Source organism: Streptomyces sp. NPDC058985 (assembly GCF_042740985.1).
GTDB lineage: Bacteria > Actinomycetota > Actinomycetes > Streptomycetales > Streptomycetaceae > Streptomyces.
Map to the genome: position 1 here is coordinate 105,025 of NZ_JBHYJX010000020.1, position 23,128 is coordinate 128,152.

General features: G+C 72.2%; 21 protein-coding genes. 11 read left to right on the plus strand and 10 right to left on the minus strand.

What is annotated here, in order from left to right:
- Nucleotides 1–119 precede the first annotated feature (119 nt).
- On the plus strand, nt 120–2,111 hold the full coding sequence (locus ACFW01_RS19540) for an NAD-binding lipoprotein (RefSeq protein ID WP_384504969.1): 1,992 nt from the start codon (nt 120–122) through the stop codon (nt 2,109–2,111).
- Between the two features lie 52 nt (nt 2,112–2,163).
- On the opposite strand, the gene ACFW01_RS19545 is transcribed toward ACFW01_RS19540, so the two are convergent.
- Together ACFW01_RS19545 and ACFW01_RS19550 are read right to left on the minus strand one after the other, a co-directional pair.
- On the minus strand, nt 2,164–2,466 hold the full coding sequence (locus ACFW01_RS19545; RefSeq protein WP_234957746.1) for a hypothetical protein: 303 nt from the start codon (nt 2,464–2,466) through the stop codon (nt 2,164–2,166).
- A gap of 29 nt (nt 2,467–2,495) precedes the next feature.
- A complete protein-coding gene (locus ACFW01_RS19550) occupies nt 2,496–2,675 on the minus strand; it encodes a hypothetical protein (RefSeq protein WP_234957747.1) in 180 nt (59 codons plus the stop codon).
- Between the two features lie 147 nt (nt 2,676–2,822).
- Between ACFW01_RS19550 and ACFW01_RS19555 the strand changes: the two genes are divergently transcribed.
- The gene (locus tag ACFW01_RS19555; RefSeq protein WP_384504974.1) at nt 2,823–5,285 is read left to right on the plus strand and encodes an SCO7613 C-terminal domain-containing membrane protein; all 2,463 of its coding nucleotides are present in this window, start codon (nt 2,823–2,825) and stop codon (nt 5,283–5,285) included.
- 29 nt (nt 5,286–5,314) lie between these two features.
- Here ACFW01_RS19555 and ACFW01_RS19560 read toward each other — a convergent pair whose 3' ends face one another.
- The 4 genes from ACFW01_RS19560 to ACFW01_RS19575 form a co-directional block, all read right to left on the minus strand.
- Nucleotides 5,315–5,866 (minus strand): YciI family protein, encoded by a 552-nt coding sequence (locus ACFW01_RS19560; RefSeq protein WP_234957749.1) that lies wholly within the window; start codon nt 5,864–5,866, stop codon nt 5,315–5,317.
- Nucleotides 5,867–5,931: 65 nt separating this feature from the next.
- Nucleotides 5,932–7,641 carry an acyl-CoA dehydrogenase family protein gene (locus ACFW01_RS19565; protein WP_384504977.1) on the minus strand — a complete coding sequence of 570 codons (1,710 nt, stop codon included), beginning with the start codon at nt 7,639–7,641 and terminating at the stop codon, nt 5,932–5,934.
- A gap of 67 nt (nt 7,642–7,708) precedes the next feature.
- Nucleotides 7,709–8,275 carry a PadR family transcriptional regulator gene (locus ACFW01_RS19570; RefSeq protein ID WP_384504980.1) on the minus strand — a complete coding sequence of 189 codons (567 nt, stop codon included), beginning with the start codon at nt 8,273–8,275 and terminating at the stop codon, nt 7,709–7,711.
- A gap of 103 nt (nt 8,276–8,378) precedes the next feature.
- On the minus strand, nt 8,379–8,753 hold the full coding sequence (locus ACFW01_RS19575; RefSeq protein WP_234957752.1) for an AQJ64_40280 family protein: 375 nt from the start codon (nt 8,751–8,753) through the stop codon (nt 8,379–8,381).
- A gap of 212 nt (nt 8,754–8,965) precedes the next feature.
- On the opposite strand from ACFW01_RS19575, the gene ACFW01_RS19580 reads away from it, so the two are divergent.
- Together ACFW01_RS19580 and ACFW01_RS19585 are read left to right on the plus strand one after the other, a co-directional pair.
- Nucleotides 8,966–9,856, plus strand: a complete 891-nt coding sequence (locus ACFW01_RS19580; RefSeq protein WP_384504983.1) for a hypothetical protein — start codon at nt 8,966–8,968, stop codon at nt 9,854–9,856.
- A gap of 84 nt (nt 9,857–9,940) precedes the next feature.
- Complete coding sequence (locus ACFW01_RS19585; RefSeq protein ID WP_234957754.1) at nt 9,941–11,011, plus strand: substrate-binding domain-containing protein; 1,071 nt, start codon at nt 9,941–9,943, stop codon at nt 11,009–11,011.
- Between the two features lie 47 nt (nt 11,012–11,058).
- On the opposite strand, the gene ACFW01_RS19590 is transcribed toward ACFW01_RS19585, so the two are convergent.
- From ACFW01_RS19590 to ACFW01_RS19600, 3 genes are read right to left on the minus strand one after another with little or no spacing between them, the layout of a single operon-like run.
- Nucleotides 11,059–11,769 (minus strand): sulfite exporter TauE/SafE family protein, encoded by a 711-nt coding sequence (locus ACFW01_RS19590; protein ID WP_234957755.1) that lies wholly within the window; start codon nt 11,767–11,769, stop codon nt 11,059–11,061.
- Entirely contained in the window at nt 11,766–13,175 is a 1,410-nt protein-coding gene (locus ACFW01_RS19595; protein WP_234957756.1) for an amidohydrolase family protein, read from the minus strand. Before ACFW01_RS19595 ends, ACFW01_RS19590 begins: the two co-directional genes overlap by 4 nt.
- Nucleotides 13,172–14,491: a uracil-xanthine permease family protein gene (locus ACFW01_RS19600; protein WP_384505009.1), complete on the minus strand. Its 1,320-nt coding sequence runs from the start codon at nt 14,489–14,491 to the stop codon at nt 13,172–13,174. Before ACFW01_RS19600 ends, ACFW01_RS19595 begins: the two co-directional genes overlap by 4 nt.
- 354 nt (nt 14,492–14,845) lie before the next feature.
- Between ACFW01_RS19600 and ACFW01_RS19605 the strand changes: the two genes are divergently transcribed.
- The 5 genes from ACFW01_RS19605 (at nt 14,846) to ACFW01_RS19625 (ending at nt 20,768) form a co-directional block, all read left to right on the plus strand.
- Entirely contained in the window at nt 14,846–15,415 is a 570-nt protein-coding gene (locus tag ACFW01_RS19605; RefSeq protein WP_234957758.1) for a glycerol-3-phosphate responsive antiterminator, read from the plus strand.
- 210 nt (nt 15,416–15,625) lie between these two features.
- The gene (locus ACFW01_RS19610) at nt 15,626–16,933 is read left to right on the plus strand and encodes a nitrate/nitrite transporter (protein WP_384504988.1); all 1,308 of its coding nucleotides are present in this window, start codon (nt 15,626–15,628) and stop codon (nt 16,931–16,933) included.
- A 15-nt stretch (nt 16,934–16,948) separates the two neighbouring features.
- Nucleotides 16,949–17,725, plus strand: a complete 777-nt coding sequence (locus ACFW01_RS19615; RefSeq protein WP_384504991.1) for an SDR family oxidoreductase — start codon at nt 16,949–16,951, stop codon at nt 17,723–17,725.
- Between the two features lie 53 nt (nt 17,726–17,778).
- Entirely contained in the window at nt 17,779–19,242 is a 1,464-nt protein-coding gene (locus ACFW01_RS19620; protein ID WP_234957761.1) for an FAD-binding oxidoreductase, read from the plus strand.
- An 86-nt stretch (nt 19,243–19,328) separates the two neighbouring features.
- Nucleotides 19,329–20,768, plus strand: coding sequence for an FGGY-family carbohydrate kinase (locus ACFW01_RS19625; RefSeq protein ID WP_234957762.1), 1,440 nt, complete (start codon nt 19,329–19,331; stop codon nt 20,766–20,768).
- Nucleotides 20,769–20,774: 6 nt separating this feature from the next.
- On the opposite strand, the gene ACFW01_RS19630 is transcribed toward ACFW01_RS19625, so the two are convergent.
- The gene (locus ACFW01_RS19630; protein ID WP_234957763.1) at nt 20,775–21,050 is read right to left on the minus strand and encodes a DUF3253 domain-containing protein; all 276 of its coding nucleotides are present in this window, start codon (nt 21,048–21,050) and stop codon (nt 20,775–20,777) included.
- Nucleotides 21,051–21,171: 121 nt separating this feature from the next.
- Between ACFW01_RS19630 and ACFW01_RS19635 the strand changes: the two genes are divergently transcribed.
- Nucleotides 21,172–21,498 (plus strand): hypothetical protein, encoded by a 327-nt coding sequence (locus ACFW01_RS19635; RefSeq protein ID WP_234957764.1) that lies wholly within the window; start codon nt 21,172–21,174, stop codon nt 21,496–21,498.
- A 354-nt stretch (nt 21,499–21,852) separates the two neighbouring features.
- Nucleotides 21,853–23,037, plus strand: a complete 1,185-nt coding sequence (locus tag ACFW01_RS19640) for a type III polyketide synthase (protein WP_234957765.1) — start codon at nt 21,853–21,855, stop codon at nt 23,035–23,037.
- The last annotated feature ends 91 nt before the right edge of the window (nt 23,038–23,128 follow it).

Sequence of the window (23,128 nt, forward strand, 5' to 3'; positions counted from 1 at the left end):
CCGGCGGTTCAGCGGCCTCCCGTAAGGGTGAATGTCCCGTCGGCACGGTGTGTCGCGGGGGTCCCTGCCAGCACTCTGCCGCTGACGGCGGACGCCGGGCGGGTTGGCAGGAGGTGGCTGTGGAGCGGCGGCAGCGACCGGCTTCGTGCCGGGACCGGGCGCGTTACGCGTTCGACCGGACACTGGCCCGGAGCACCGGGACCCTGCTCGGCTGGCTCGCCGTGTGCTGCCTGGCGGTCGTGGTGCCGGTCAGCACGCTGCTGGTCTGGACGGATCCCCAGGCGCCGCGTTCGCTCTCCGAGCGGCTGGTCGCGGTGTGGCGCACGAGCGCCGAGACCCTGCGTCTGGGCGGGATCACGGGCGCACCGCTGCGGATGCTCCTGTCCGTGGTGCTCGGGCTGATCGCGCTGCTGTGTGTGTCGACCCTGGTCGGCGTCGTCACGACCGGGCTGGGTGACCGGCTGGAGGAGTTGCGGCGAGGGCGCTCCAAGGTGCTCGAACGCGGGCACGCGGTGGTACTGGGCTGGTCGGACCAGGTGTTCACGGTGGTCGGCGAGCTGGTCGCGGCCCAGTCCGCCCGGTCGAGAGGCGTCGTCGCCGTCCTCGCGGACCGGGATTCCACCGAGATGGCGGCCGCGCTGCACACCGCGCTCGGTGCGACGGGCGGCGTCCGGATCGTCTGCCGTTCCGGCTCACCGGCCGATCCCGACGCGCTCGCCCTGCTCACGCCGTCGGCGGCGGATTCCGTGCTGGTGATGCCGTCCGACGACGACAACGCCGACCTCGAGGTGATCCGGATCCTGCTGGCGCTGCGGGCCCTGCTCGGCGAGCAGGCGGGGCCGCCGGTGGTCGCCGCGGTGCGCCACGAGCGCCACCTGACGGCCGCCCGGCTCGCCGCCGGCGCGCGGGGGACCGTGCTCGAGACGGAGGCCACGACCGCACGGCTGCTCGTGCAGGCCGCACGCAACCCCGGGCTGGTGGCCACACTGCGGGACCTTCTCGACCTGGCGGGGGCCGAGTTCCACGTGGTCGACGAACCGGAGGCCGTGGGCCTGGAGTTCGGGGAGCTCGCTCTGCGGTACGCGCGGGCGTGCCCCGTCGGCTTCCTGCTTCCGGACGGACGTGCCCTGCTCACCCCGGCGGCGCGGACCCGGTGCGGTCCGGGTGACCGCCTGATCGTCGTCGCCCCGGACGAGCGGCCCGAACGCACGGCGGCCGGGGAGGCACACGTCGACGCCGGTGTGATGGCCCCGGCCGTCACGCCCCCGGGGCCGCCGGCACGCTTCCTCCTGCTGGGGTGGAACAGCCGGGCTCCGCTGGTCACGGATCTGCTGAGCCGCACGGCACGGCCCGGTTCCGTCCTTGACATCGTGACCGCCCCTCGGGCGGCGCCGACGGCGTCCCGTCTCGTGCGTCGCGTGAGCGGTGGGCGGCTCACCGTCACCCACCGCACCGGTGAGCCGGACCTGCCGGAGCAGGCGGCGGGGCTCGACCTCTTCGGCTACGACTGTGTGATCGTCCTGGGCCCCGACGAGGGGACCGTCTCCTTCGGGCCTGACGACCAGACCCTGCTGACGTTGCTGACCCTGCGGTCGTGCGAGGAGTCGGCGGGGCGGCCGCTGCCCGTGGTCGCCGAGCTGGGTGACCACCGCAGCCGGGCTCTGGCACCCCTCGGCCCGCGGTCGGCCGCCGTGGTGCGCGCGGAACTCACTGCCCTGGTCATGACGCGGATCTCCCAAGCCCCGGCCATGGCCTCCCTGTTCGAGGAACTGTTCGCCTCCAGGGGCGGCGCGCTGGCCCTGCACCCCGCCTCCCGCTATGTGCTGACGGGTCGAGAGGCGTCCTTCGCCACGGTGGTGGCCGCCGCGCTCGGGCGCGGGGAGTGCGCGATCGGATACCGCCCGCAGGCGTCGGGCCGCCCCGACGACGTCCGGCTGGCGCCCCGCAAGTCGGAGCGACGAGTCTGGAGTGACGCCGACGAGGTCCTGGTCGTGGCTCCGCCCGACGACGAGCGCCACTCCCCCGGCGGGAACCGGATCCTGCCGGGCATGCGCGGGGCGGAGCGGACCGAGACGGACGACGGTTCGGCGTCCGGCCCACCGCACGGCTGATGCCGACGGCAGGACGGACGCCCGTCGTCGCGGCGGTACGGGCGCCGTCGTCTCAGGTGCCGGCGTGGTGCGGAACGACCGCCGGGCGCGGCGCCGCGTGGTGTGCGGGCCCGGCCGGACGCGCCTTCTCCAGACGGCGGGTCCACAGCGAGGTCATGAGCAGCAGGGCCGCGAAGACCGACAGAAGGAGCACGGACACCCACATCTGGCGGCTGCCGGGCGATTCCCACCCCGTCCAGGCGGTGGACACCGCCCACAGGGCGAGACCGACCGCGTAGGAGGCCCGGGTGCGGCGGAGCTGGCGCAGCCGGCGCACGACCGACAGGGGTGCGGGGGAATCAGTGCTCGTTGCCATGCGGCACCGTGTACCCGGCACTCGGCACGCTATGGGCGACGTTCCTCGAAGTCTCGCCGGACGGCCGCACCCTGGTCCTCCGTCAGCCCCTTGCCGTCGGGCGTCTCCAGGACGGATCCGCAGTGCTCGCACAGTGCGCCGTCCCCGGCGGGCGTGCCGCATGCCTTGCAGAAGCGGCTGCGGCTCTGTCCCTCGGGTGTCTGCGGCATGGTCTCTCCTCCGGCTCGTGAACCTGACGGTTGCCGGGTGCCCAGGAGAGCGCCGGTGATACGGGGGTCCGGACCGGCAGGTACCTGAGTACGGGCTGAGTATCCGCGCTCATGCCGGGCCGCGTGGCCAAGGCCACACTGCGAGGCATGACGAACCTTCCGCCCCCGGCCGAGGAACTGCGGTTCCTCGACGCCGAGCTGCGGCAGCTCGACGCCCGCCGTGCCGTCCTGCTGCGCCGCCGCGAGTGGCTGATCCACACACTGCGCACGTCCGCCGCCCCCGCGGGATGGCGGCCGGCCGCTCCGGGTGCCGTGCCGGCGCCCCGGCCGGACGCCACGGCTCCCGGTGTACAGAACGTGCTGCTGATCCTCGGCGGGGTCCTGCTGACGATCGCCGCGATCGCGTTCACCCTGGTCAGCTGGGGCCACATGGGGATCACGGGGCGGGGTCTGGTGCTCGGCGCACTGACCGTGGGGGCGCTGGGCGCGCCCCTGGTGTTGCTGCGGCGCGGGCTGCGGTCGACCGCGGAGGCCGTGGCGGGTCTGGGGCTGGCGCTGACGGTACTGGACGCGTACGCGCTGCACGAGGTGGCGTTCACCGGGACGGACGGACTCGGGTACGCGGCCGCCGCCTCCGCCGTGCTGGCCGCGGTCTGGGCCGCGTACGGCGTGGGAACGGGCGGACTCGCGCCGGAGAACTCCGCCCGCCCGGCGGCGGAGAACGGCGCACCGGTTCCGGGCGTGCGCCGCACGCTCCGGGTGCCGCTCCCCCTCGCGGTGGGAACCGCACACCTGCCGCTGCTGCTGTGGGCGGTCGCGGCCGGTGCGGGTGCGCACACGCTCACGGCCGTGCTGCTGGTGACGGCCTCGGGCGGCACCGCGCTCGCGCTGCGCACGGCGCTCCTGCCGGTGCGGTACGTCGCGGTCGTCGGGGCGCTCGGTACGGGCGCCGTCGGTGTCCTGGCCGCCGGACTGCTCTGCTGGAGCGCGTCCGGCCCGGGTGCGGCCGCGCGGGCGGCGGCCCTCCTCGTCTTCGCCGCGGCGATCGCCCTCACCGGCGGCAGGTTCGCGCCGAAGCCGGACGTCTCCCTGGTCGCGGCCCTGGCGGCGGGGCTGTGCGTGGTCGCCGGGGCGGGCGGCGTGCTGCGGGTCTCGGTGCCCGGCGAGTGGACGGTGCCCGGATGCCTGGCCTGCGGCCTGGCCCTCCTGGCGGTGCTGCGCACTCCCCTGCCCCGCCCGCTCCGCACGGGGCTGGCGTGGGCATCGGTCACGGTCCAGGCCTGGGCCGCGCTGTCGACGGTACCGCTGCTCGCCGGGACCCTTCTCGGCCCCGTCGCACGGGGCGAACGGCCGTGGTCCGGGGCGCCCGGGGACGTACGGGACGCCGTCTTCACGCACGTGCCCTGGCCCCCGTACGCGAGCACCGTGCCGCTCGTGCTCGGCGCGCTGGCCGCCGTCCTGCTGGTGGCCGAACGGCGCGGGATCCGGCGTCCGGCGACCGCGGTGGGCGGGCTCGTCCTGGGATGGGCGGCGCTCTTCGTGCTGCCGGTGGTGCTCGAACTCCCCTACACAGCAGCTCTGTTGACGGAGGGGGCGGTGGTCGTGGCCGCCCTCGGCTGTGCCGAGGGGGCCCGGCGTTCCGCCGCCGAGGCGTCGCCGCTCCCTGTCACGGCCCTCCTGGCGGCCCTGGTCACCTCCGCCCACCTCGCACTCCTCTCGCTGGCCTCCGAGCAGGCGACGATCGGTGTGCTCCTGGCGCTGACGGTGGTGTTCGGCGCCGCCGGTCTGCGTCCGGGCGCCGGACCGTTCAGTGTGCCCGCCGCCCTCGGGTACGCGACGGCACTGGCATGCGCGGTCGGTGCCTCCGCCGGCTGGCAGTGGCACCACACCGCGCTGCTGGTCCTGGTCGTGCCCGCCCTGGCCGCACTGATCGCGGCCCGGCTCGCGGACGCCTCGGCGACGACCGTCCCGACCGAGGTGGCGGGTCTGGCGGCGGGCATGGTCGCGCTCGCGCTCTCCGTGACGGATCCGCCGGTGTTCGCGCTGGTGCTGGCCCTGGCCGGGGCGATCGCCGCCGGCACCGCGCTGCGCCCGGACCGCCGCCCGGCCGGACATGCCGCCGCCGTGCTGTTCCTGCTGGCGACGTGGGTCAGGCTGGTCGCCTGGGAGGTGACCGCACCCGAGGCCTACACCCTGCCCGTGACCGTGCCCGTGCTCGTCGTCGGCTTCCTCCGCCGGCGCCGCGAACCGGAGGTCTCCTCGTGGGCGGCGTACGGTGCCGGGCTGGCCGTCACGCTGGTGCCGGGCCTGCTCGCGGTCTGGGGCGACCAGCACTGGACGCGTCCCCTGCTGCTCGGCGCCGCCGCGCTGGCGGTGACCCTGGTGGGTGCCCGGCACCGGCTCAAGGCGCCGCTGCTGCTCGGCGGGGGCACGCTCGCGCTGGTGGCCCTGCACGAACTCGCCCCGTACATCGCCCAGGCCGTCGGCACGCTGCCCCGCTGGGTGCCTCCGGCCCTCGCCGGTGTGGTGCTGCTCGTGCTGGGCGCCACCTACGAGCAGCGGTTGCGCGACGCGCGCAGGGTGCGGGAGGCGCTGGGGCGGCTGCACTAGGTCGTGGCCGGCCGGGCGCCCGCCCGAGGTCAGGTCGGCCGGCCGCCGAACTGCCAATGGTGCACCTCGATGCCGGCGTAGCGGTCGGGTGTGAGGCAGGCCCGGGCCGTGTCCGGGTCCGGGGCCCGCACCAGTGCGGCCGTGCCCAGCCAGGTGGCGCCGTCGTCGGAGAGCAGGGGGCCGTAGGCGATCAGCTCGTCCCGGCCGGGCGGGACGGCGAGGTCGGCCCCCGGACCGGCGCCGAGGCCGAGCACGAGGTACCGGTCCCCTACGGTCGGGCCGCCGGGGAAGTCCCACATGGTGCGGCCGAGCAGGTTGCGCCACCGGCGCAGCAGCACGTCCCGGTACACGCCCGCCTGGTAGCCGGGCTCGTCGAAGGCGAAGGCCCGGGCGGCGGCGGGGTCCGGCAGGTCGAGGATGTGCACACTGCCGGTGGGATCACCGTCGGCGTCCGAGAGGGTCGGGCCGCGGGCGGTCATCTCCTTCGCGTAGCCGTCCATGTAGGACCAGTGCCGCTCCAGCAGTTCGTGGCGGAGCGGCAGGGAGCCGGACCGGTCGCGGTGGTAGCAGAAGAACTCCATGCGCCCAGTCTTCACCCACCCGCGGCGCGCTCGCTTCCGGCCCCCGGCACCCTCGCGTGCGCGCGTCAGGCGTAGGCGCCGGACAGCGCCTCCACGCGCTCCCAGACACGGGCCGAGCGGGCCTCGTCCACGACCGGGCGGCGGACGGCCCCGAGGGCCCAGTTCTGCTGCTCCTGCGTGGCGGAGTCCTTGCCGTGGAGCTCCACGGCGTGGCCCGAGAAGTCGCGCACGAGGACGGCGAACAGCTCGTCGAGGACGTCCTCGTCGAGGCCGGCCGACTCAGCCTGCTCCAGGATGAGCTGGCCGTGCACCACCAGGGCGAACAACTGGCCGACCGCGAGCAGCAGGTCCAGGTCGCGGCTCTGCCGCTCGTCGGGAGCGGCGGTCGTCACGAATGTGCACAGCGCGTCGGCCTGCTCGCGGAACCGGGCCACGTTGGGCACCCGGGCGTAGGCGTCGAACGCCGTGCGCCAGTCGTGGAACCGGACGGAGCCCAGTCCCCGGGCCGGGCCCTGGCGGAAGAGGAAGGAGTCGTCGGCCGCGTCGAGGCGGGCCGGCACCCGCGGACGGTCGACCGGGTCGAGCAGGTGGTTGCGCATGAACTTGAGGATCAGCGCGAGGTTGACGTGCACCGTTCCCTCCAGCTTCGGCAGGCCCCGGATCTCGACCGCGGCCTGGGCGAAGTAGGTGTCCTTCTCGAAGCCCTTGGCGGCGATGACGTCCCACATCAGGTCGACGACCTTCTCGCCCTCGGTGGTGACCTTCATCTTGGTCATCGGGTTGAAGAGGAGGTAGCGGCGGTCGTCCGGACCGGCCGTGCGGAAGTAGTCGACGGCGCGGTCGCTGAACAGCTTCATGCCGACGAGGCGCACATAGGCGTCGATCAGTTCGCGCCGCACGTGCGGGAACGCGGTGACCGGGCGGCCGTACAGGATGCGGTTGTGGGCGTGGGTGACGGCCTCGTACATGGCGTGTTCGCAGATGCCGATCGAGGCGGTGCACAGGTTGAACTTGCCGACGTTGACGGTGTTGAGGGCGGCGTCGAAGGCCGCCCGTCCGGTGTGCAGGACGTCCTCGGGGCCGACGGGATAGTCGTCGAGCCGGAACTCGCTGACGTACTTGGAGGAGTCGACGACGTTCTTGACCAGGTGGTAGGCGGGGTGGCGGCTGTCGGCGGCGAAGAAGACGTACCCGTCCGGACCTTCGATGTCGGTACGGCGGCCGAACACCGAGACGAGTCCGGCGGCGTTGCCGTTGCCGATGTAGTACTTGGAGCCGGTCGCCCGGAAGCCTCCCCTGCCGTCGGGTTCCAGCAGCATGTCCGTGGAGTAGATGTCGGCGCCGTGGCTCTTCTCGGAGAGCCCGAAGGCGAACACCTCACCCTGGGCGAGGAGTTCGGCCGCACGGGCGCGGGCGGCGGCGTTGTCGCTCTGCCAGACCGGGCCGAGGCCGAGGATGGTGACCTGCCAGGCGTACCAGTAGTCGAGGCCGTAGAAGCCGAGGATCTCGTTGAGGGCGGCGATCCGGGCGGTGTCCCAGCGCTGGTCCGGCCGGTCGCCGTCCGCCGCGGGGGTGAGGAAGGTGGCGAACAGTCCCTCCTTCGCGGCGAAGGCGAGGAAGTCCTCCAGCCAGACGCGCGAGCGGTAGTCCTCGATCAGCCTGCGCTTGCCGCGCGCCTCGAACCAGTCGACCGTGGCGCGCAGCAGCCTGCGCGTCTGCGGGTCGAAGTGCGCCGGGTCGTAGGTGCGCGGGTTGAACAGGAACTGGTCGGCCATGAGGGGTGCCTTCCGGAGCGGGTCGGGCGAGCGGACGTGGTACGGGTGTGGCGGGGGCGCCGGGTGTTCAGGCGCGGGGCTTCGTGGCGCGGAGCCGGTGGAGGGTGTCGAGGACGTCGTCGAGCCAGGCGATGGTCATGCGCTCGTAGGCGATGCCGCCGCGCAGGACGACGTGCTGGAGTTCCTGGCCGACGTCCAGGGGGTCGGGTGCTTCGGGGCCGGTGAAGTCCCGCTGCTCTCCGGTGAGGTAGCGCCGGAGCCGTTCGTCGTGGGCCTTTCGATGGCGCTCGACCTCGGAGAGCAGCGCCGTCGGGTCGTCGAAGGCCGCTCCCCGGATCTTCACGGCGAGTTCGTGGCGTACGCTCTCCGGTTCGATCGGCTCGTGCAGCCACGCCGAGAGCGCGGCGCGGCCGGGGGCCGCCACGGAGTACTCCTTCTTGCCCGGCCGCCCCTGTTGCGGGACGTCGCGGACGTGCAGGAGGCCGCCACCCTCCATGCGTCCGAGGACGCGGTAGATCTGCTGGTGGGTGGCGGTCCAGAAGTACCCGATGGACCGTTCGAACCGGCGCGCGAGTTCGTAACCCGAGCCCGGCTTCTCCAGCAGCGAGACGAGGATCGCGTGTTCGAGCGCCATGCCCCGATCCTTCTATGCAACTTGTTGCATAGACAAGGCGGCAGGTCCGGATGAGACGCGCCTCACCCCGGTGCGCCCGTGCCGGAACGCCGGATCGGACGCCTCAGCGCATGCTCCACGCCTTCCGCAGAGCCGGCCGCACGTCGTCACCGAGCAGGAGGTGCGTCGCCTCGCCGGGCAGGGTGGGCAGCTCGGCCCAGTGGGTCACACTGTCGTCGCTGTCCGGGTCGTGGGGGAAGCGCACGACGCCATCGGAGTCGACGAAGCAGTCGCTGTGCACCTCGCCGTCCTCGGTGTGGTGCCGGTCCGTGAAGTACATGGTCCTCACCAGCCAGAATTCCTGCCGTCGCGCGGTGGCGGGATCGGCGGCCGCCTCGGCCGGATACCGTCCGGTGATCGCCGCCGCCACGGGGTGACCGGCCCGCGGCAGCCGCTCGCGTACGTCGACCCAGGTCACCGTGGTCTGCAGATCCGTCATCTCCGCCCTCGCTCCTGGCTGTCGTCCGGCCGGCCTTCTTCCGCCGCCGGCCCTCTCCGAAAGGACCGCCGGACGGCCGCGGAGGTTGCCGGCCCGTCCCATCCGCAAAACAACGCAGCAATAGGCGTGTTGAGCCTCATCACGGGCATTCGGCTCGAAAGCCGGACGCCGGGTGATGGCGGCCGGGAGCCGTTGAGGAGAAGGGGATGCACATGCGCAGCAGGGGGATGAAGGCCGGCGCGATCGGTACCGCCGCCGTCATGGCGAGCGTGGTGCTGGCGGGGTGCGGGGGCGACAGCGACTCGCAGGCCGAGGACACGGGCAAGGACAAGGGCGCGTCGGCGAGTGCGAGCGGCAGCGGATCCGGCGAGGGCGGCCAGGGGCAGGACACGAAGGCGGTCCGGGCGGCCTACGACAAGACGGCCGAAGCCGGGTCCGCGCGCATGACGATCGACATGGAACTCACCGCCGGGGACGAGCGGATCACGACCGACGGCCAGGGCACGATCGACCTGGCCGAGGGCGACAGCGTGATGACCGTCACCGCCCAGGACAAGAAGATCGAGCAGCGCGTCGTCGACCAGGTCCTGTACCAGAAGGTGCCCGGGCAGAACGCGGGCGGCAAGCCCTGGATCAAGATCGACCTCACGAAGGTCGCCCAGCAGCAGGGCCTGGGCAGTCAGCAGCTCGGCGACCCGGCCCAGACCGCCGCCTATGCCAAGGCGATCACCGACAAGGACGTCGAGAAGGTCGGCACCGAGAAGGTCGACGGCGCCGAGACCACCCACTACCGGGTGTCGGTCGACGTCGCCGAGCTGCCCGGCGGCGAACTGATGCGCCAGCAGCTCGGCCCGACGCTGCCGATGCAGGTCTGGCTCGACGAAGACGGCCGGCTGCGGCGCCAGCAGATCGACATGACCGTCAAGGCACCGGCCTCCGCCTCCGCGAAGCCCGACAGCGGCTCGTCGCCCAAGGAACTCAAGATGAGCACGGTCATGAACTTCTCGGACTTCGGCACCGAGGTCGACGCCGAGGCACCCCCCGCCGCCGAGGTGACCGACATGACCGGCAAGGCCCTCGAGGGCGCCGCGCAGCAGGGCTGAGCGCGGCCGAACTCCCGGGGAGCGGCGCCGTCGGGGAAGATGGCCGGGTACGCCCTTCCCCGCCAGCGAGGAGAGTCCGCGCGGATGACCGCTTCCGCCCCCGGCCCGAGACAGCCCACCATCGCCGACGTCGCCCGCGTCGCGGGGGTTTCCCGGACCACCGTGTCCCACGCCCTCAACGGGCTGGGGAAGGTCGACCCCCGCACCCGGGAACGCGTCAGGCAGGCGGCCGCGGAGCTGGGATACCGGCCCAACCTCCGGGCCCAGAGGCTGCGCCGCGGAGAGGCGAAGGCGATCGCGCTGGCGTCCTCGATGCCGTTCGCCGTGGCGGGCGGCCCGTCCCGGCTCGGCTTCTACATGGAGGTCGCGGCGGCGGCCGCGGAGAGTGCCCTCACGCACGGCTTCGCGCTCGTACTCGTACCGCCCGTCCAGTCGGGGTCGGCGCTGTACTCCGTGGACATCGACGGGGCCATCGTGGTCGAGCCGGACACCGCGGACGCCGCCGCGGCGCAGCTGCGCGAGCGCGGGCTGCCGTACGTGGCGCTGGGCAGGCCCATGGCGCCGGACGAGGACGTCCCGTACGTGGATCTGCGCGGTGGGCGGGTGACCGAGCTGCTCTTGCGGCACCTGCACGACCAGGGCGCGACCCGGCCGGCGCTGATGGTGGGCTCGGGCTCCCGGCACTCGTCCGTGGACGCGGTCGCCGCCTACGAGCACATCGCGCGGGAGCGGGGCTGGCCCCCGGTCGTGGCGCGGGTCGCCGAGTCGGGTGGTGAACAGGCGGGCTACGAGGCCTGCGCCACCCTCCTCGCCGAACACCCCGGCACCGACGCGGTGTGCGCGATGGTCGACGCCTTCGCCGTGGGCGCGGTCCGGGCCGTCCGGGACAGCGGGCGGTCCGTACCGGACGACGTCATGGTGGCCACCCGCTACGACGGCCTGCGCGCCCGCACCTGTGAACCGCCCCTGACCGCGGTCGACCTGCACCTGGAGCAGGCGGCGTCGGCTGCCGTCGAGCTGCTGCTGCGGAGGCTGCGCGGGGACACCACCACGCCCACGGTGGCGGTGTCCCCGGAGCCGGCGGTGATCGCCCGCGCCTCGTCCGCACGGGACCGGGACGGGGGCCGGTACCGGGGCCCGGGCCGTAAGGACTGACGCCGCTCCACCACCCCTCCGTCACCCCCCGTCCCCTCCCGGCCCGTTCAGAAGCCCAGCAGCAGGACGACCCCGGACACCAGCGCGAACACCAGCACGAACAGTCGCATCCTGCGGGCGTCCAGCCGGTGGTGCACCAGGCGGCTGAGCCCGGCGCCCAGCGCGATCGCCGGCAGCGCCGCCGCCGCCCAGCCGAGCTGGGACGGCTCCGCCCTCCCCGTCGCGAACAGCAGCGCCAGGGACGCCACCTCCCCCACGAGGAAGCAGGCGGCGACGGTGGAGCGGAGTTCGGCCGGTGACCGGTGCTGGTAGACCAGCGCGAGCGGCGGCCCGCCGACGCCGGTGGCCGTCTCCGTCAGTCCCGTCACCGCGCCCGCGCCCAGGTAGGCGGCCCGGCCGGGAGTGAACACGGGCGCGGCCAGGCTCACCACGGCCGCGAGCACGGTCGCGGCTCCGACGAACACGCCGAGGCCGCGCTCCGGGATCAGCCACAGGAGTGCCAGCCCCGCGGGGGTGGCCGCGAGCCGTGCCCCGGTGATCCAGCCGGCGCCCCGCAGGTCGAGCGAGGCCCGTTCCCGCCAGGCGACGTACAGGTTGAGCGGGATCATCGCCGCCAGGACGAACACCGGGACCAGACCGGGGGCGAGGAAGCCGGCCACGGGCGCGACGACCAGCGCGAAGCCGAGTCCGCTGCTGCCCTGGACGAAGGCGGCGACGGCCACCGTCACGGCCAGGGCGGCCAGCGAGGGCCAGCTCACCGGACCACCGTCCGCTCCCGCCGCGCCCTGGCCTCGGTGGAGGTGGGGTGCGCCCGCACGACGCCCGCCCTGGTCACCGCCGCTCGCGCCAGTTCGGCCGCGCGTCGCACCAGCGCGGCACCGTCCCAGTCGGTGGGACTGCCGTGCCACATGCGCAGCCGCCCGGCGACGAAGACGGCGGTGATCTGGTCGCGGTTGCCGCGCCGGACCAGCTCCCAGGGCAGGTCCCAGGAGAGCGCGAGTTCGGGTGTGTCGATGTCGACCAGGAGGAAGTCGGCGGCCCTGCCCGGCGCGACGGTCCCCGTGCGGCCGCCGAGACCCACGGCGTCCGCTCCCCCGCGTGTGGCGTGCTCCAGCCAGGTCCAGCCGGCCCCGCACGACGAGTCGCCGGTGGTCAGCCCGTACGCCAGGCGCTGGGCGAATTCGGCGGCCTCGGCGAGCCGGAAGCCGTCGCCGCGGGTGCCGTCGGTGCCGAGGCCTACGCGGATGCCGCGCTCGGTCATGTCGGTCGCGGCCGCAACCGCGTTGCCCTTCCAGGCGCTGGCGACCGGGTTGTAGCTGACGGCGGCGCCCGTGTCGGCGAGCAGGGACAGTTCGCGCGGGGTGAGGAGCGTGGCGTGTGCGGCGAGCAGTTGCGGACCGAGGGCCCCGACGCGGTGCAGATGTTCGAGGGGGCGCAGTCCGTGGCGCAGGAGCGAGCGTTCGACGCCGGCGAGATGTTCGTTGACGTGGATCTGCACGACGGCGCCTGCCTCGGCCGCCAGCCGGGCGGTGTCGCGCAGGGTTCGTTCGGTGGCCGCCTCGGGGATGGAGACGGCGAGGGAGGGATGGACGAGCGGATCGCCGTCGTAGCGGGCGAGGTGCTTCTCGGCGTCGTCGAGGACGGCCCGGGAGCCGTTCCCGGGCTCGCGGTCGGTGTCGTTGCACACGAGGCCGAGGACGCAGCGGATACCCGCGTCCCGCGCGGCGGACGCGACCACGTCGACGTCCACGCCGGCGCGGGTACCGGCGTCGGTGACGGTCGTGAAGCCGCCGCGCAGGGCCTCGAAGGAGGCCAGTTTGGCCGCCGTGTACGCCGACTCCTCGTCCAGTGCGCCTTCCAGCGGCACCCAGACCCGGCGGAAGATCTCCGACGGTTCCCCGAAGGCGAGCGCCGCGCCGAAGCTCTGGGTGAGGTGGTGGTGGGCGTCGACGAATCCGGGCATGAGCAGGTGCCCGGGGAGGCGTACGGTGTCGAGTCCCGGATGGGCCCCCGTCAGCTCCGCCGCCGGTCCGACGGCCTGGAAGAGTCCGTCGTCGACCAGTACGGCATACCCGTCGATGGGGCCTTCGGGCAGCAGGACGGCGTCCGGCGCGAGCAGCAGGGGGCCCTGGCCGGTGAGGGGGGCGCGGTCGAGTCGGTTCATCGGTCGCTCTCTGTGCGGGGGTTGGTCAGCCGCGCGGCGATGCCCGGCCTGACGTGGTGGAAGAGGACGTTGAGCACGGCGGCGACGCACGCGCCCACGGCTACGCCGCTCTCGAGCAGGATGCGGACGTTCGGCGGGAAGCCGCCGTAGACGCCGGGGACCAGGATCGGGAGCAGTCCGAGGGCGAGCGCGACGGCGACGACGAAGGTGCTGGTGTGCCGGTCGAGGTCGGACCGGCCGAGCATCTGGATGCCGAGGACGGTGATGACGCCGAAGACGATCATGGCGGTGCCGCCGACGACCGCGGACGGGATCACGCTGATGGCGTGGGTGACGGGCGCCAGCAGCCCGATGACGACGAGCACAACTCCGGCCACGGCGGTGACGAAGCGGCTGCGGACGCCGGTGACGCGGACGATGCCGATGTTCTCCCCGCTGGTGACCATGAGGGGCAGGCCGAAGCAGCCGCCCAGGAGCGAGGTGAGAGCGTCGCCGCGGACGGTCTTCGGGACGTCGGTGCGCTTGTCGATCGTCTTGCCGACCGCTTCGGCGTTGATGACGGTCTGGCCGGTGGCCTCGGCCATCGAGGCCAGGCTGTAGAGCATCAGGGGCAGCGCGGCGACGAGGTTGAACTCGGGGGTGCCGAAGGGCATCAGGTGCGGCAGGGTGACCAGTGGTCCGTCGGCGAGGGCCCCAGTGTGGATCGCGCCGGTCGCCGCGGCGAGGGCGGTGCCGGCCAGCAGGCCGAGCATGACGGCCAGTTGGCGCAGAACGCCGGTGAAGAGCAGGTAGAAGACGATGGTGAACCCGATCGTCGCCATGCCCAGGCCGAGCTTGCCCGGGTCGGCGAAGCCCGGTGAGCCGGGCGGGCCGGTGACGAGGAGCGCGCCGACCTTCACCAGGTTGACGCCCACGATCACGATCATCGTGCCGATGACGAGGGCGGGGAAGAAGGCCAGCAGCCGCGAGAACACCGGCAGTACGACGAAGCAGAACGCCGCCGTGAGGATCACGGCACCACCGGCGGTGGGCAGGCCGTGCTGCTCGGCGATGGCCAGGAAGAGGATGAGCGGGGCGCCGCCCGGAAGCATCACGAACGGCAGCCGGGGCCCGAACTTCCACGGGCCGAGCGACTGGATGAGGGATCCGACGCCGGAGAGCACGAAGGCCGCGGAGAGCAGGTCGACGGTGAGGCCGTCGTCGAGCCCGAGGGTCGCGCTCATCAGGAAGATCGCGGAGATGGGCGTGGCCGCCATCACGAGGACGTGCTGGACGCCGAAGAGCAGGATGCGGTGGAACGGCCGCGACTCGTCCACGGGGTGGACGCCGGACCGTTCACCGGCGTCGGCCGTGGACCGCGACTCGGCGGGGGGCTCCGGGGATGTGGGTGGCGGGGGCTGATCGGTACGTCCGGCCTGGGGCGGCCGGCTCTGGTGGGCACTGGTCACGTAAGACTCCGTTCGGGCCTGCAGCACGCTCGGGGATGAACAGCGATCCGGCCCTGGACGGAGAGCCAAATCGATTTGGCCAAATCGATTTGGCCGCCAGTATGGGAGGGCCGCGAGCCCGCGTCAAGGACGGGGGCGACGCCGGCCGGAGACCCGGCATGGGTGCCCGGCGTCCTCGTCCTACCCTGAGAGGACACCGCCTGCCTCTGCTAGGAGCGCACCTTGGACACCCCACCACTGCCCGCCCTCCTGGAGGAGAACCCGGTCGTCGCCAGCGTCAAGGACGCGGAGGGCCTGGAGGCCGTGCTGCGCTCCGACTGCCGCGTGGTCTTCCTGCTCTACGGCACGGTCCTGGACCTGCCGGAGATCGTGGCCCGGCTGAAGGAGGACGGCCGGACGGTCCTGGTCAACGTCGATCTGCTGGAGGGCTTCGCCGGCAAGGAGATCGTCGTCCGGTACGTGAAGGAGAAGACGGCCGCGGACGGGGTGCTCAGCTCCAAGGCGTTCATGGTGCGCGCCGCCCGCGAGCTGGGCCTGTACGCGGTGCACCGCTTCTTCCTCATCGACTCGCTCTCGTACCGCAAGCTCGCACCGCAGGTGCGGTCCTCGCAGGCGGACTGCGTGGAGATCCTCCCCGGGTGCATGCCGCGGGTCATCTCCTGGGTCGTCGCCGACATCGACGTGCCGCTCATCGCGGGCGGCCTGGTCTGCGACCGGGACGACGTGTTCGCCGCGCTCAAAGCGGGCGCCGCCGCGATCGCCTCGTCGAATACCGATGTCTGGGAGATGTGACACCGCCGGCGGACCCTTGACACTCGCCCGAACGTCACCCTAGGTTTGCCCTGCGGCCATCTGATCACCCGTTCGGCCGCCACAATCACATATCGGCTCCGACCTCCGTGCCGGAGCAGTTACTAGAGACCAGAGAACAGTAACTCCTCGCCCGTCGAGAGTTGCTGTTCTTTTTTTGTTGCCCGATTGCGAACCACAACGAGGTGGACTGTGAACAGAGCGCGGAAATGGACGGGATTCCTGATCCTGTCGATGTCATGCGGCATCATCTTCCAGGTCGCCTACATCCGCTTCGTATTTCTCGGCCCCACGGCCGAGGCGCTGCACCTTTCGACGCAGGACTACGGCAACATCATCTCCGTGTTCGGCATCGTGGCGATCGTGATGTACTTCGCGGGAGGTTGGTTCGCCGACAAGTTCTCGCCGAAGGTCCTGGTCACGCTGGGTCTGGCCGGTACCGGCGTACTTGATCTGTACATCGCGCAGGCCCCCGGCTACACCGGTACGCTCGTCGCGCACGCCCTGATGGCGGTCATGGGCACCGGCCTCTACTGGCCCGCTCTGCTCAAGGCCATCGGAATGCTCGGCGACGCCTCGGAACAGGGCCGGCTCTTCGGGTTCCTGGAAGGCGCGCGCGGCGTCACCTCCACCCTCGTGGGATTCGTCGGCACCGCATTGGTGGCGACGGCCGTCACACAGGCGGCGGGTGTCACGTGGCTCATCCGGCTCTACGGAATACTCGCCTTCGTCTTCGCCGCGCTCATCTGGTTCTTCGTGGACAGCGACAAGGAGAAACTGGCCGCGCTGGATTCCAGCACCGTCACGCTGAAGCAGCTGTGGCGGGCCGCCAGCAACAAATACACGTGGCTCATCGGGCTCACCGTGATGATGATGTACTGCTTCTACACCACGCTCGGCTATTTCTCGCCGCTCCTTGAGCACCACTACGGGATCGCTGCGGGTCTGATCGGTGTCATCGGTGTGGTCCGTACGTACGTGTTCCAGTTCGCCGCCGGGCCCGCGGGCGGTGTGGTCGTCGACAAGGTCACCCGGTCGACGCCGCGCTTCCTGCGCTGGATGTTCCTGGGGTGCGCAGCTGCCGCCGCGCTGTTCCTCGTACTGCCGCGCAGCACGGCCTTCGGCTGGGTCGCCGTCACGCTGATGTTCCTGCTCTGCCTGTTCGTCTTCGCCAGCCGCGGGGTGTACTTCGCCACCGTCGGGGAGGTGGAGATCCCGGCCAACGAGCGGGGCGGGGTGATCGGCCTGGTCTCCGGGATCGCGTTCCTGCCGGACGCCTTCCTGCCGTCGCTCGCCGCGTGGTGGATCGGCGACCCGTCGGCCAGCCCCGCGGTGCCGGAGCGCGGCGGCGGCTACACCACCATGTTCGTCTTCCTGCTGGCCGCGGCGCTGCTGGGCCTGCTGTTCACCACACTCACCATCCGTATCCGCCGCAGGGAGCTGGCCGCGCGTGCGGCGGCGTCCGCGCCGGCTCCCACCGAGCCGGCCCCCGCGTTCTGAGGAAGGTCACTCACCATGGACATCACCGACTTCAACCGGGACTTCTTCTCCCTCGACGGCCGCAGCGCCATCGTCACCGGCGGCAACACGGGCCTCGGCCGGGCGTTCTCCCTGGCCCTCGCCAAGGCGGGCGCCGACGTGTTCGTGCCGTCCGTCACCGAGGACGACGGCACCACCCGCGAGCTGATCGAGGCCGAGGGCCGCCGCATGGAGTTCATGAAGGCGGACCTGACCGGGCCCGGCGTGCCGAGGCGGATCGTCGAGGGCTGCGCGGAGGCCTTCGGGTCGGTCGACATCGTGGTGAACTCGGCGGGCATCTGCACCATCGCGGACGTCGAGGAGTTCGGCCGCGAGCAGTGGGACCCGATGGTCGACATCAACCTCACGGCCCCGTTCGAGCTGAGCCACGAGGCGGTCCGGTTCATGGTTCCGCAGCGCTCCGGAAAGATCATCAACATCGCGTCGATGTTCTCGTTCCTCGGCGGCCAGTGGTCGCCCGCGTACGCGGCCACCAAGCACGGCATCGTGGGCTTCACCAAGGCGTACTGCGACGAGCTGGCCCAGCACAACATCCAGGTCAACGCCATCGCGCCCGGCTACTTCGCCACGAAGATCACCGAGGCGACGCGGGCGAACCCGGAGACCAACCAGCGCGTCCTGGACCACATCCCGGCGGGCCGCTGGGGCGACGTCGCGGACCTGATGGGCGCCACCGTCTTCCTCGCCTCCCGGGCGTCGGACTACGTCAACGGGCACGTCCTCCCGGTGGACGGGGGCTACCTGGTCCGCTGAACCCCCCACGCCGCGCCCTCCCCCACACACCGCACACCAAGAGGTAGATCACCATGGCCCAGTCGCTCTCCAAGCTCACCCGCGAAGACATCGTCGCCCACCTCACCGGCCTGCTCGACGCCGGACAGGTCGTCACCGACACCGAGGAGCTGAAGCTCGCGAGCGTCGACCGGTTCAAGAAGTACCAGTCGGTCCACGGCATCTTCGACGCCCCGCTCCCCGCCGCGATCGTCAACGCCCGTTCCACCGAGGACGTCTCGAAGGTCCTGGCCTTCGCCAACGACAACAGCATCAACGTGGTCGCGCGGACCGGCCGCACCGGCACCGAGGGCGGCCTCGAGACCGCGGTCGAGGACACCATCGTGCTCGACGGCTCCGGCCTGGACCGCATCCTCTCGGTCGACGCCGAGAACATGCAGGTGACCGTCGAGTGCGGGGTGCCGCTCCAGGTGCTCGAGGACAAGCTGCGCGCACAGGGGCTCACGACGGGCCACTCCCCGCAGTCCAAGCCGCTCGCCCAGTACGGCGGGCTCGTCTCGACCCGCTCCATCGGCCAGTTCTCCACGCTGTACGGCGCGATCGAGGACATGGTCGTCGGTCTGGAGGCGGTCTTCCCGGACGGCTCGGTCACCCGCATCAAGAACGTCCCGCGCCGCGCGGCCGGCCCGGACATCCGGCACATCGTCATCGGCAACGAGGGCGCCCTCTGCTACATCACCGAGGTGACCGTCAAGGTCTTCAAGTACCAGCCGGAGAACAACGAGTTCCACGGCTTCCTCGTCGACGACATGGCCACCGGCGTCAAGGCGATCCGCGAGGTCGTCACGAACGGGTTCAAGCCGTCGGTCGTCCGGGTCTACTCGCCCGAGGACGCCCGCCAGCACTTCTCGCACTTCTACGACGGCAAGGTCGTCGTCGTCTTCGTGGCGGAGGGACCCAAGGGCCTCGTGCGCGCCACCAGCGAGGAGATCGAGCGGGTCCTGGCCCAGTACCCGCACGACAAGGTCGACCCCCGCCTGATCGAGGACTGGTTCGACAACCTCAACTGGGGCGTCGACAAGATCGAGGCCGAGAAGCAGGTCATGCTCGCCAAGGCCGAACTCGGCTACACCACCGAGGTCTCCGTCGACTGGTCGCGCACCGTCGAGCTGTACGACAACGTGATCCGGCGCATCCGCACCGAGTTCCCGGCCGCCGACGACCTGGTCATGCTCGGCGCCCACTCCTCGCACAGCTACCAGACCGGCACCAACCTGTACTTCGTCTACGACTACAGGATCAACTGCGAGCCGCGCGAGGAGATCGAGAAGTACCACATCCCGCTCAACGCGATCATCGTCGAGGAGGCGCTGAAGGTGGGCGGCTCCATGGTCCACCACCACGGCATCGGCAAGTACCGCGCCCCGTGGACCACGCAGGAGCACGGCAGCGCGTACCAGATCCTCGCCAAGCTCAAGGAGACCTTCGACCCCAACGGGATCATGAACAAGGGCACCATCTTCCCCATGGACGCCTGAGCCAGACGCCCAGCCGACCCCGGCCGCCGTCACGCCGGCCGGGGTCCCGCTCCTTCCCCGACCCGCACGACCTCCCCGGAGTGGCCATGTCCAGCGCCCGTCCCCGCTACCTCATCGGCATCGACAACGGCTCGCAGTCGTCGAAGGTGACCGTCTTCGACACCGACGGCCGGGTCGTCAGCGAGGGCCGTGCCGCGCTGCGCCCCTACGACACCCCGCGGCCCGGCGTCGTGGAGCATCCGGACGACGACCTGTGGACGTCGATCGGCGCCGCGAGCCGGGCCGCGCTCGCGGCGTTCGACGGAGACCCGGCGGACATCGTGGGTGTGGGACTGTGCACCATCCGCTTCTGCCGTGCCGTACTCAAGGCGGACGGCACGCTCGCCCAGCCCGTCATGAGCTGGATGGACGAGCGCGTCGGACTCCCCTACCAGGACACCAGCCCCGAGGCCGCCCGCGTCACGACCAGCTCCGGCTACATCGGTCACCGGATGACGGGGCAGTTCCGTGACACGGCGGCCAACTACGCCGGGATGTGGCCCCTGGACCCGGACACCTGGCAGTGGAGCGACGACGACGCGGAGATCGCCAAGCTCGGCCTGCGCCGCGAGCTGCTCTTCGACCTCGTGCTGCCCGGTGAGGTCCTGGGCGAGGTCACCGAGGCCGCGGCACGCCACACCGGCATTCCCGCCGGGGTCCCCGTGGTCGCCACGGCCAACGACAAGGCGGTCGAGGCCCTGGGCTGCGGGCTGCGCTCCCCCGACACCCTCCTCGTCTCGCTCGGCACGTACGTGGCCGGCATGGCGACGGGCCCGCGCAACGTCACGGGCCCTGCGGACTTCTGGGTGAACTACGCCGCCGTGCCGCACTCCTACCTCTACGAGTCCGGCGGAGTGCGGCGCGGCATGTGGACGGTCAGCTGGTACCGCGACCTGCTCGGCGAGGAGGCGTCCGCCCGGGCGCGCGCCGCCGGGCTGGAGGTGGAGGACTACCTCAACGGCGAAGCGGCGAAGGTACCGCCGGGGTCCGACGGGCTGATGACCGTCCTCGACTGGCTCGCCCCGGACGACGCCCCCTTCCGCAAGGGCACGATGCTGGGCTTCGACGGACGCCACGGCCGCTTCCACGTCTACCGGTCCATCCTGGAGGCCCTCGCGATGACGGTCCACGACACGACGGAGCGCATGGCACGCGAACTGGGCACGGCCCACCGCGAGGTCATCGTCTCCGGCGGCGGCTCGCGCTCCGACCTGATGATGCGGATCCAGGCCGACGTGCACGGTGTCCCCGCCCGCCGCGCCGAGGCGTCCAGCGCCGCGGGCCTGGGAGCGGCGATCTGCGCGGCGGTGGGCCTCGGTGTGCACGCGGATTTCGAGGAGGCCACGGCCAGGATGGTCCGCGACGGCGAGGTCTTCCACCCGGACCCGGAGAACCACGCCCTCTACCGGCGCCTCGAAGCGGTGTACCGGGACGTCCGTGAACACACCGACGCCCTCTACCGCCGTACGTACGACGTCTTCGGCTGACGCCGGTCAGCGGGCGCGGCGGATGCGGACGGGGCCGCGCGCCGTCGCCGGGTCGACCTGGCGACCGCGCTGGGTGACCGTGACCTTCCCGGCCGCGGCCAGTCGCCCGGCCGCACGGCGGGCCGGCTCCATGAGGGCGCGCCAGCCGTCGTCGTCCCCTTCGTAGACCGCGCGTGCGGCGTCCGAGGGGCAGATCGTCGCCTCCGGGCGGCGGCGCTCCAGGAGTTCCAGGATGGCTCGCTCCAGGTGCCGGACCGTCCGCTGCTGTTCCTCGTCCGCCACCCCGCCAGTATGACGATCCGCGGGCGGTCGCGCCCGCGGGCGGGCCCGGTGATGGTCGAAGACGGATCCAGCTTCGACCAGGCTCCGGAGGAGCAGCCGTGCCGGGCGTACGGACCACGCCGTGCCGGCGCCCTCGCCGCTTCGGAGCGAGCTCGACCTGGTCTTCGACCTGGCCGACCGGCACGGGATCGGCGGCGACATACATCTGCACGACCGGGACGAGAAGGGGACCCGGGTCACGCGCGGCATCATCGACCGCACCCGCCCCCTGTCCCTGCGGGGCCGGGTAACGGTGAGTCACGTCTGCTGCCTGCCGTTCCTCGCCGAGCGCGCACCGCGCACCATGGCCGAGGACTTGGCGGATCTGGACATCGCCCTGACGACGGTCGCGCCGAACGAGTCCCTGGTGCTGTCCGTGTCCACGCCGGCCTGCCGCGGGCCGACCTGAAGCCGGGGCGGCGGCGGACTTCGTGCTGGTGCGCGGCGAGTGCCTGCCGCAGGTCGTGGTCGACATTCCCCGGCGGGACATGGTCGTGCACGGCGGGCGGGTGGTGGCCCGGAACGGCGAACTGGTCCGAGGGGCGCCCGCCGCGCGGGGGTGTGTGCAGTGTCACGCAGAACAAAGGCCGTCCAAGTTGTCTGAGTCACAGCATAAATGTCCCTTTGGCCGCCATGCTCGAAGACGATGCCGACGCCCGAAGTGACGCGCGCCGGCATGGACTTGGACGTGGAGTGCTGGAGTGAGCCATGCCACAGCACTCGGGACCTTCCCCCTCTTGTTCACCGGAGAAAGGTGCGAATCGTGGCCGCATACCTGTGCCCGCCCGCCGTCATACACGGCGAGCACGCCGTCAGGACCAGCCAGATCGTGGAGGAGGTCCGCGAACGGCACCCGGACGCGGCGTGGGCGCCTCGCATCGACGGCATCGCGGCCAGTACCGGCATCGAGACCCGGGGCTGGATGCTGCCGCTGGAGTCCGCCGTGGCGCCCGGCGCCTCGGGCGCCCTGTCGGCGACCGGCACCGGGCCCGCGCGGGAGGCGCTGGTCCGCGACGGGTTCACCGAGCAGGACGCGGACCGCGTGGTCGCCGCCCTCGAAGCGGTACCGGCACCGCAGACCGTGCAGGAGCGCACCGCCCCGGCCTGGGAGGCCGTGCAGGCGTACGGGGAGCAGGCGGCGCGCGGGGCCCTGCAGATCGCCGGGCTGGACGTCTCGGACGTCGACTGCCTGATCACCAGCAACTCCACCACCCCGGCGCTGCCGGGTCTGGACGTCGCCCTGGCCAACCGGCTCCCGCTGCGCGGCGACACGACGCTGCTGCCCGCCTCGCAGTGGGCCTGTGTCGCCGGGACCCGCTCCCTGGCACTCGCGGCCGACCTCGTGGCGGCCGACCCCGACCGGGTGGTCCTGGTCGTGATCTCCGAGGCGCTGAGCACGACCTACCAGCCCGCGGACGACACCCTGGAGTCCCTGATCGTCCGGCTGCTGTTCGCGGACACCGCGGTCGCGACGGTGGTCACGGGCCGCCCCAGGCCCCAGTCGATGCTGCGGCTGGACGCCTCCTGGCACCACACCCTGCCGGACACCCAGGACCTGCACCGCCTGGAGACGCGGGCGGACGGCACCCACTTCGTGATGGACCGGCGCGGCCCGCGCGCCGTGCAGAACACCGTCACCGCCATGTGGGACTGGCTGCACGACCGCTACCAGGACGACCCGAACTCCTGGCACCCCGACGTGCTGCTCGCGCACCCCGGCGGGACGCGTGTGCTGGAGTACATGGAGCAGACCATGCCCGAGGAGTGGCCGTCGGGGCTCCTCGACCACAGCCGGGACAGCTACACCAGTGGCAACCGCGGCGGCGCCGCCGTGTTCGACATCATGCGCCGGGCGCACGACGCCGGGCAGCGGCCGGGCAGTCGCGCCGTGCTGTACGCGGCGGCCCCGGGCCTCACGGCGACCGCCCTCGAAGGAGAGTGGCTCTAGTCTTTTGAGTCAGGAATTCTGTTCAGATAGCTGGCGAGGCGTTCGAGGATCTCGTCTGCGGTCTTCGTCCAGACGTAGGGCTTGGGATCGG

Coding starts and splice junctions, on each gene's coding strand:
- ACFW01_RS19545 (WP_234957746.1), bottom strand. CDS start 2,466: ATGGCAACGAGCACTGATTCCCCCGCACCCCTGTCGGTCGTGCGCCGG.
- ACFW01_RS19550 (WP_234957747.1), bottom strand. CDS start 2,675: ATGCCGCAGACACCCGAGGGACAGAGCCGCAGCCGCTTCTGCAAGGCA.
- ACFW01_RS19555 (WP_384504974.1), top strand. CDS start 2,823: ATGACGAACCTTCCGCCCCCGGCCGAGGAACTGCGGTTCCTCGACGCC.
- ACFW01_RS19560 (WP_234957749.1), bottom strand. CDS start 5,866: ATGGAGTTCTTCTGCTACCACCGCGACCGGTCCGGCTCCCTGCCGCTC.
- ACFW01_RS19565 (WP_384504977.1), bottom strand. CDS start 7,641: ATGGCCGACCAGTTCCTGTTCAACCCGCGCACCTACGACCCGGCGCAC.
- ACFW01_RS19570 (WP_384504980.1), bottom strand. CDS start 8,275: ATGGCGCTCGAACACGCGATCCTCGTCTCGCTGCTGGAGAAGCCGGGC.
- ACFW01_RS19575 (WP_234957752.1), bottom strand. CDS start 8,753: ATGACGGATCTGCAGACCACGGTGACCTGGGTCGACGTACGCGAGCGG.
- ACFW01_RS19580 (WP_384504983.1), top strand. CDS start 8,966: ATGCGCAGCAGGGGGATGAAGGCCGGCGCGATCGGTACCGCCGCCGTC.
- ACFW01_RS19585 (WP_234957754.1), top strand. CDS start 9,941: ATGACCGCTTCCGCCCCCGGCCCGAGACAGCCCACCATCGCCGACGTC.
- ACFW01_RS19595 (WP_234957756.1), bottom strand. CDS start 13,175: ATGAACCGACTCGACCGCGCCCCCCTCACCGGCCAGGGCCCCCTGCTG.
- ACFW01_RS19615 (WP_384504991.1), top strand. CDS start 16,949: ATGGACATCACCGACTTCAACCGGGACTTCTTCTCCCTCGACGGCCGC.
- ACFW01_RS19620 (WP_234957761.1), top strand. CDS start 17,779: ATGGCCCAGTCGCTCTCCAAGCTCACCCGCGAAGACATCGTCGCCCAC.
- ACFW01_RS19625 (WP_234957762.1), top strand. CDS start 19,329: ATGTCCAGCGCCCGTCCCCGCTACCTCATCGGCATCGACAACGGCTCG.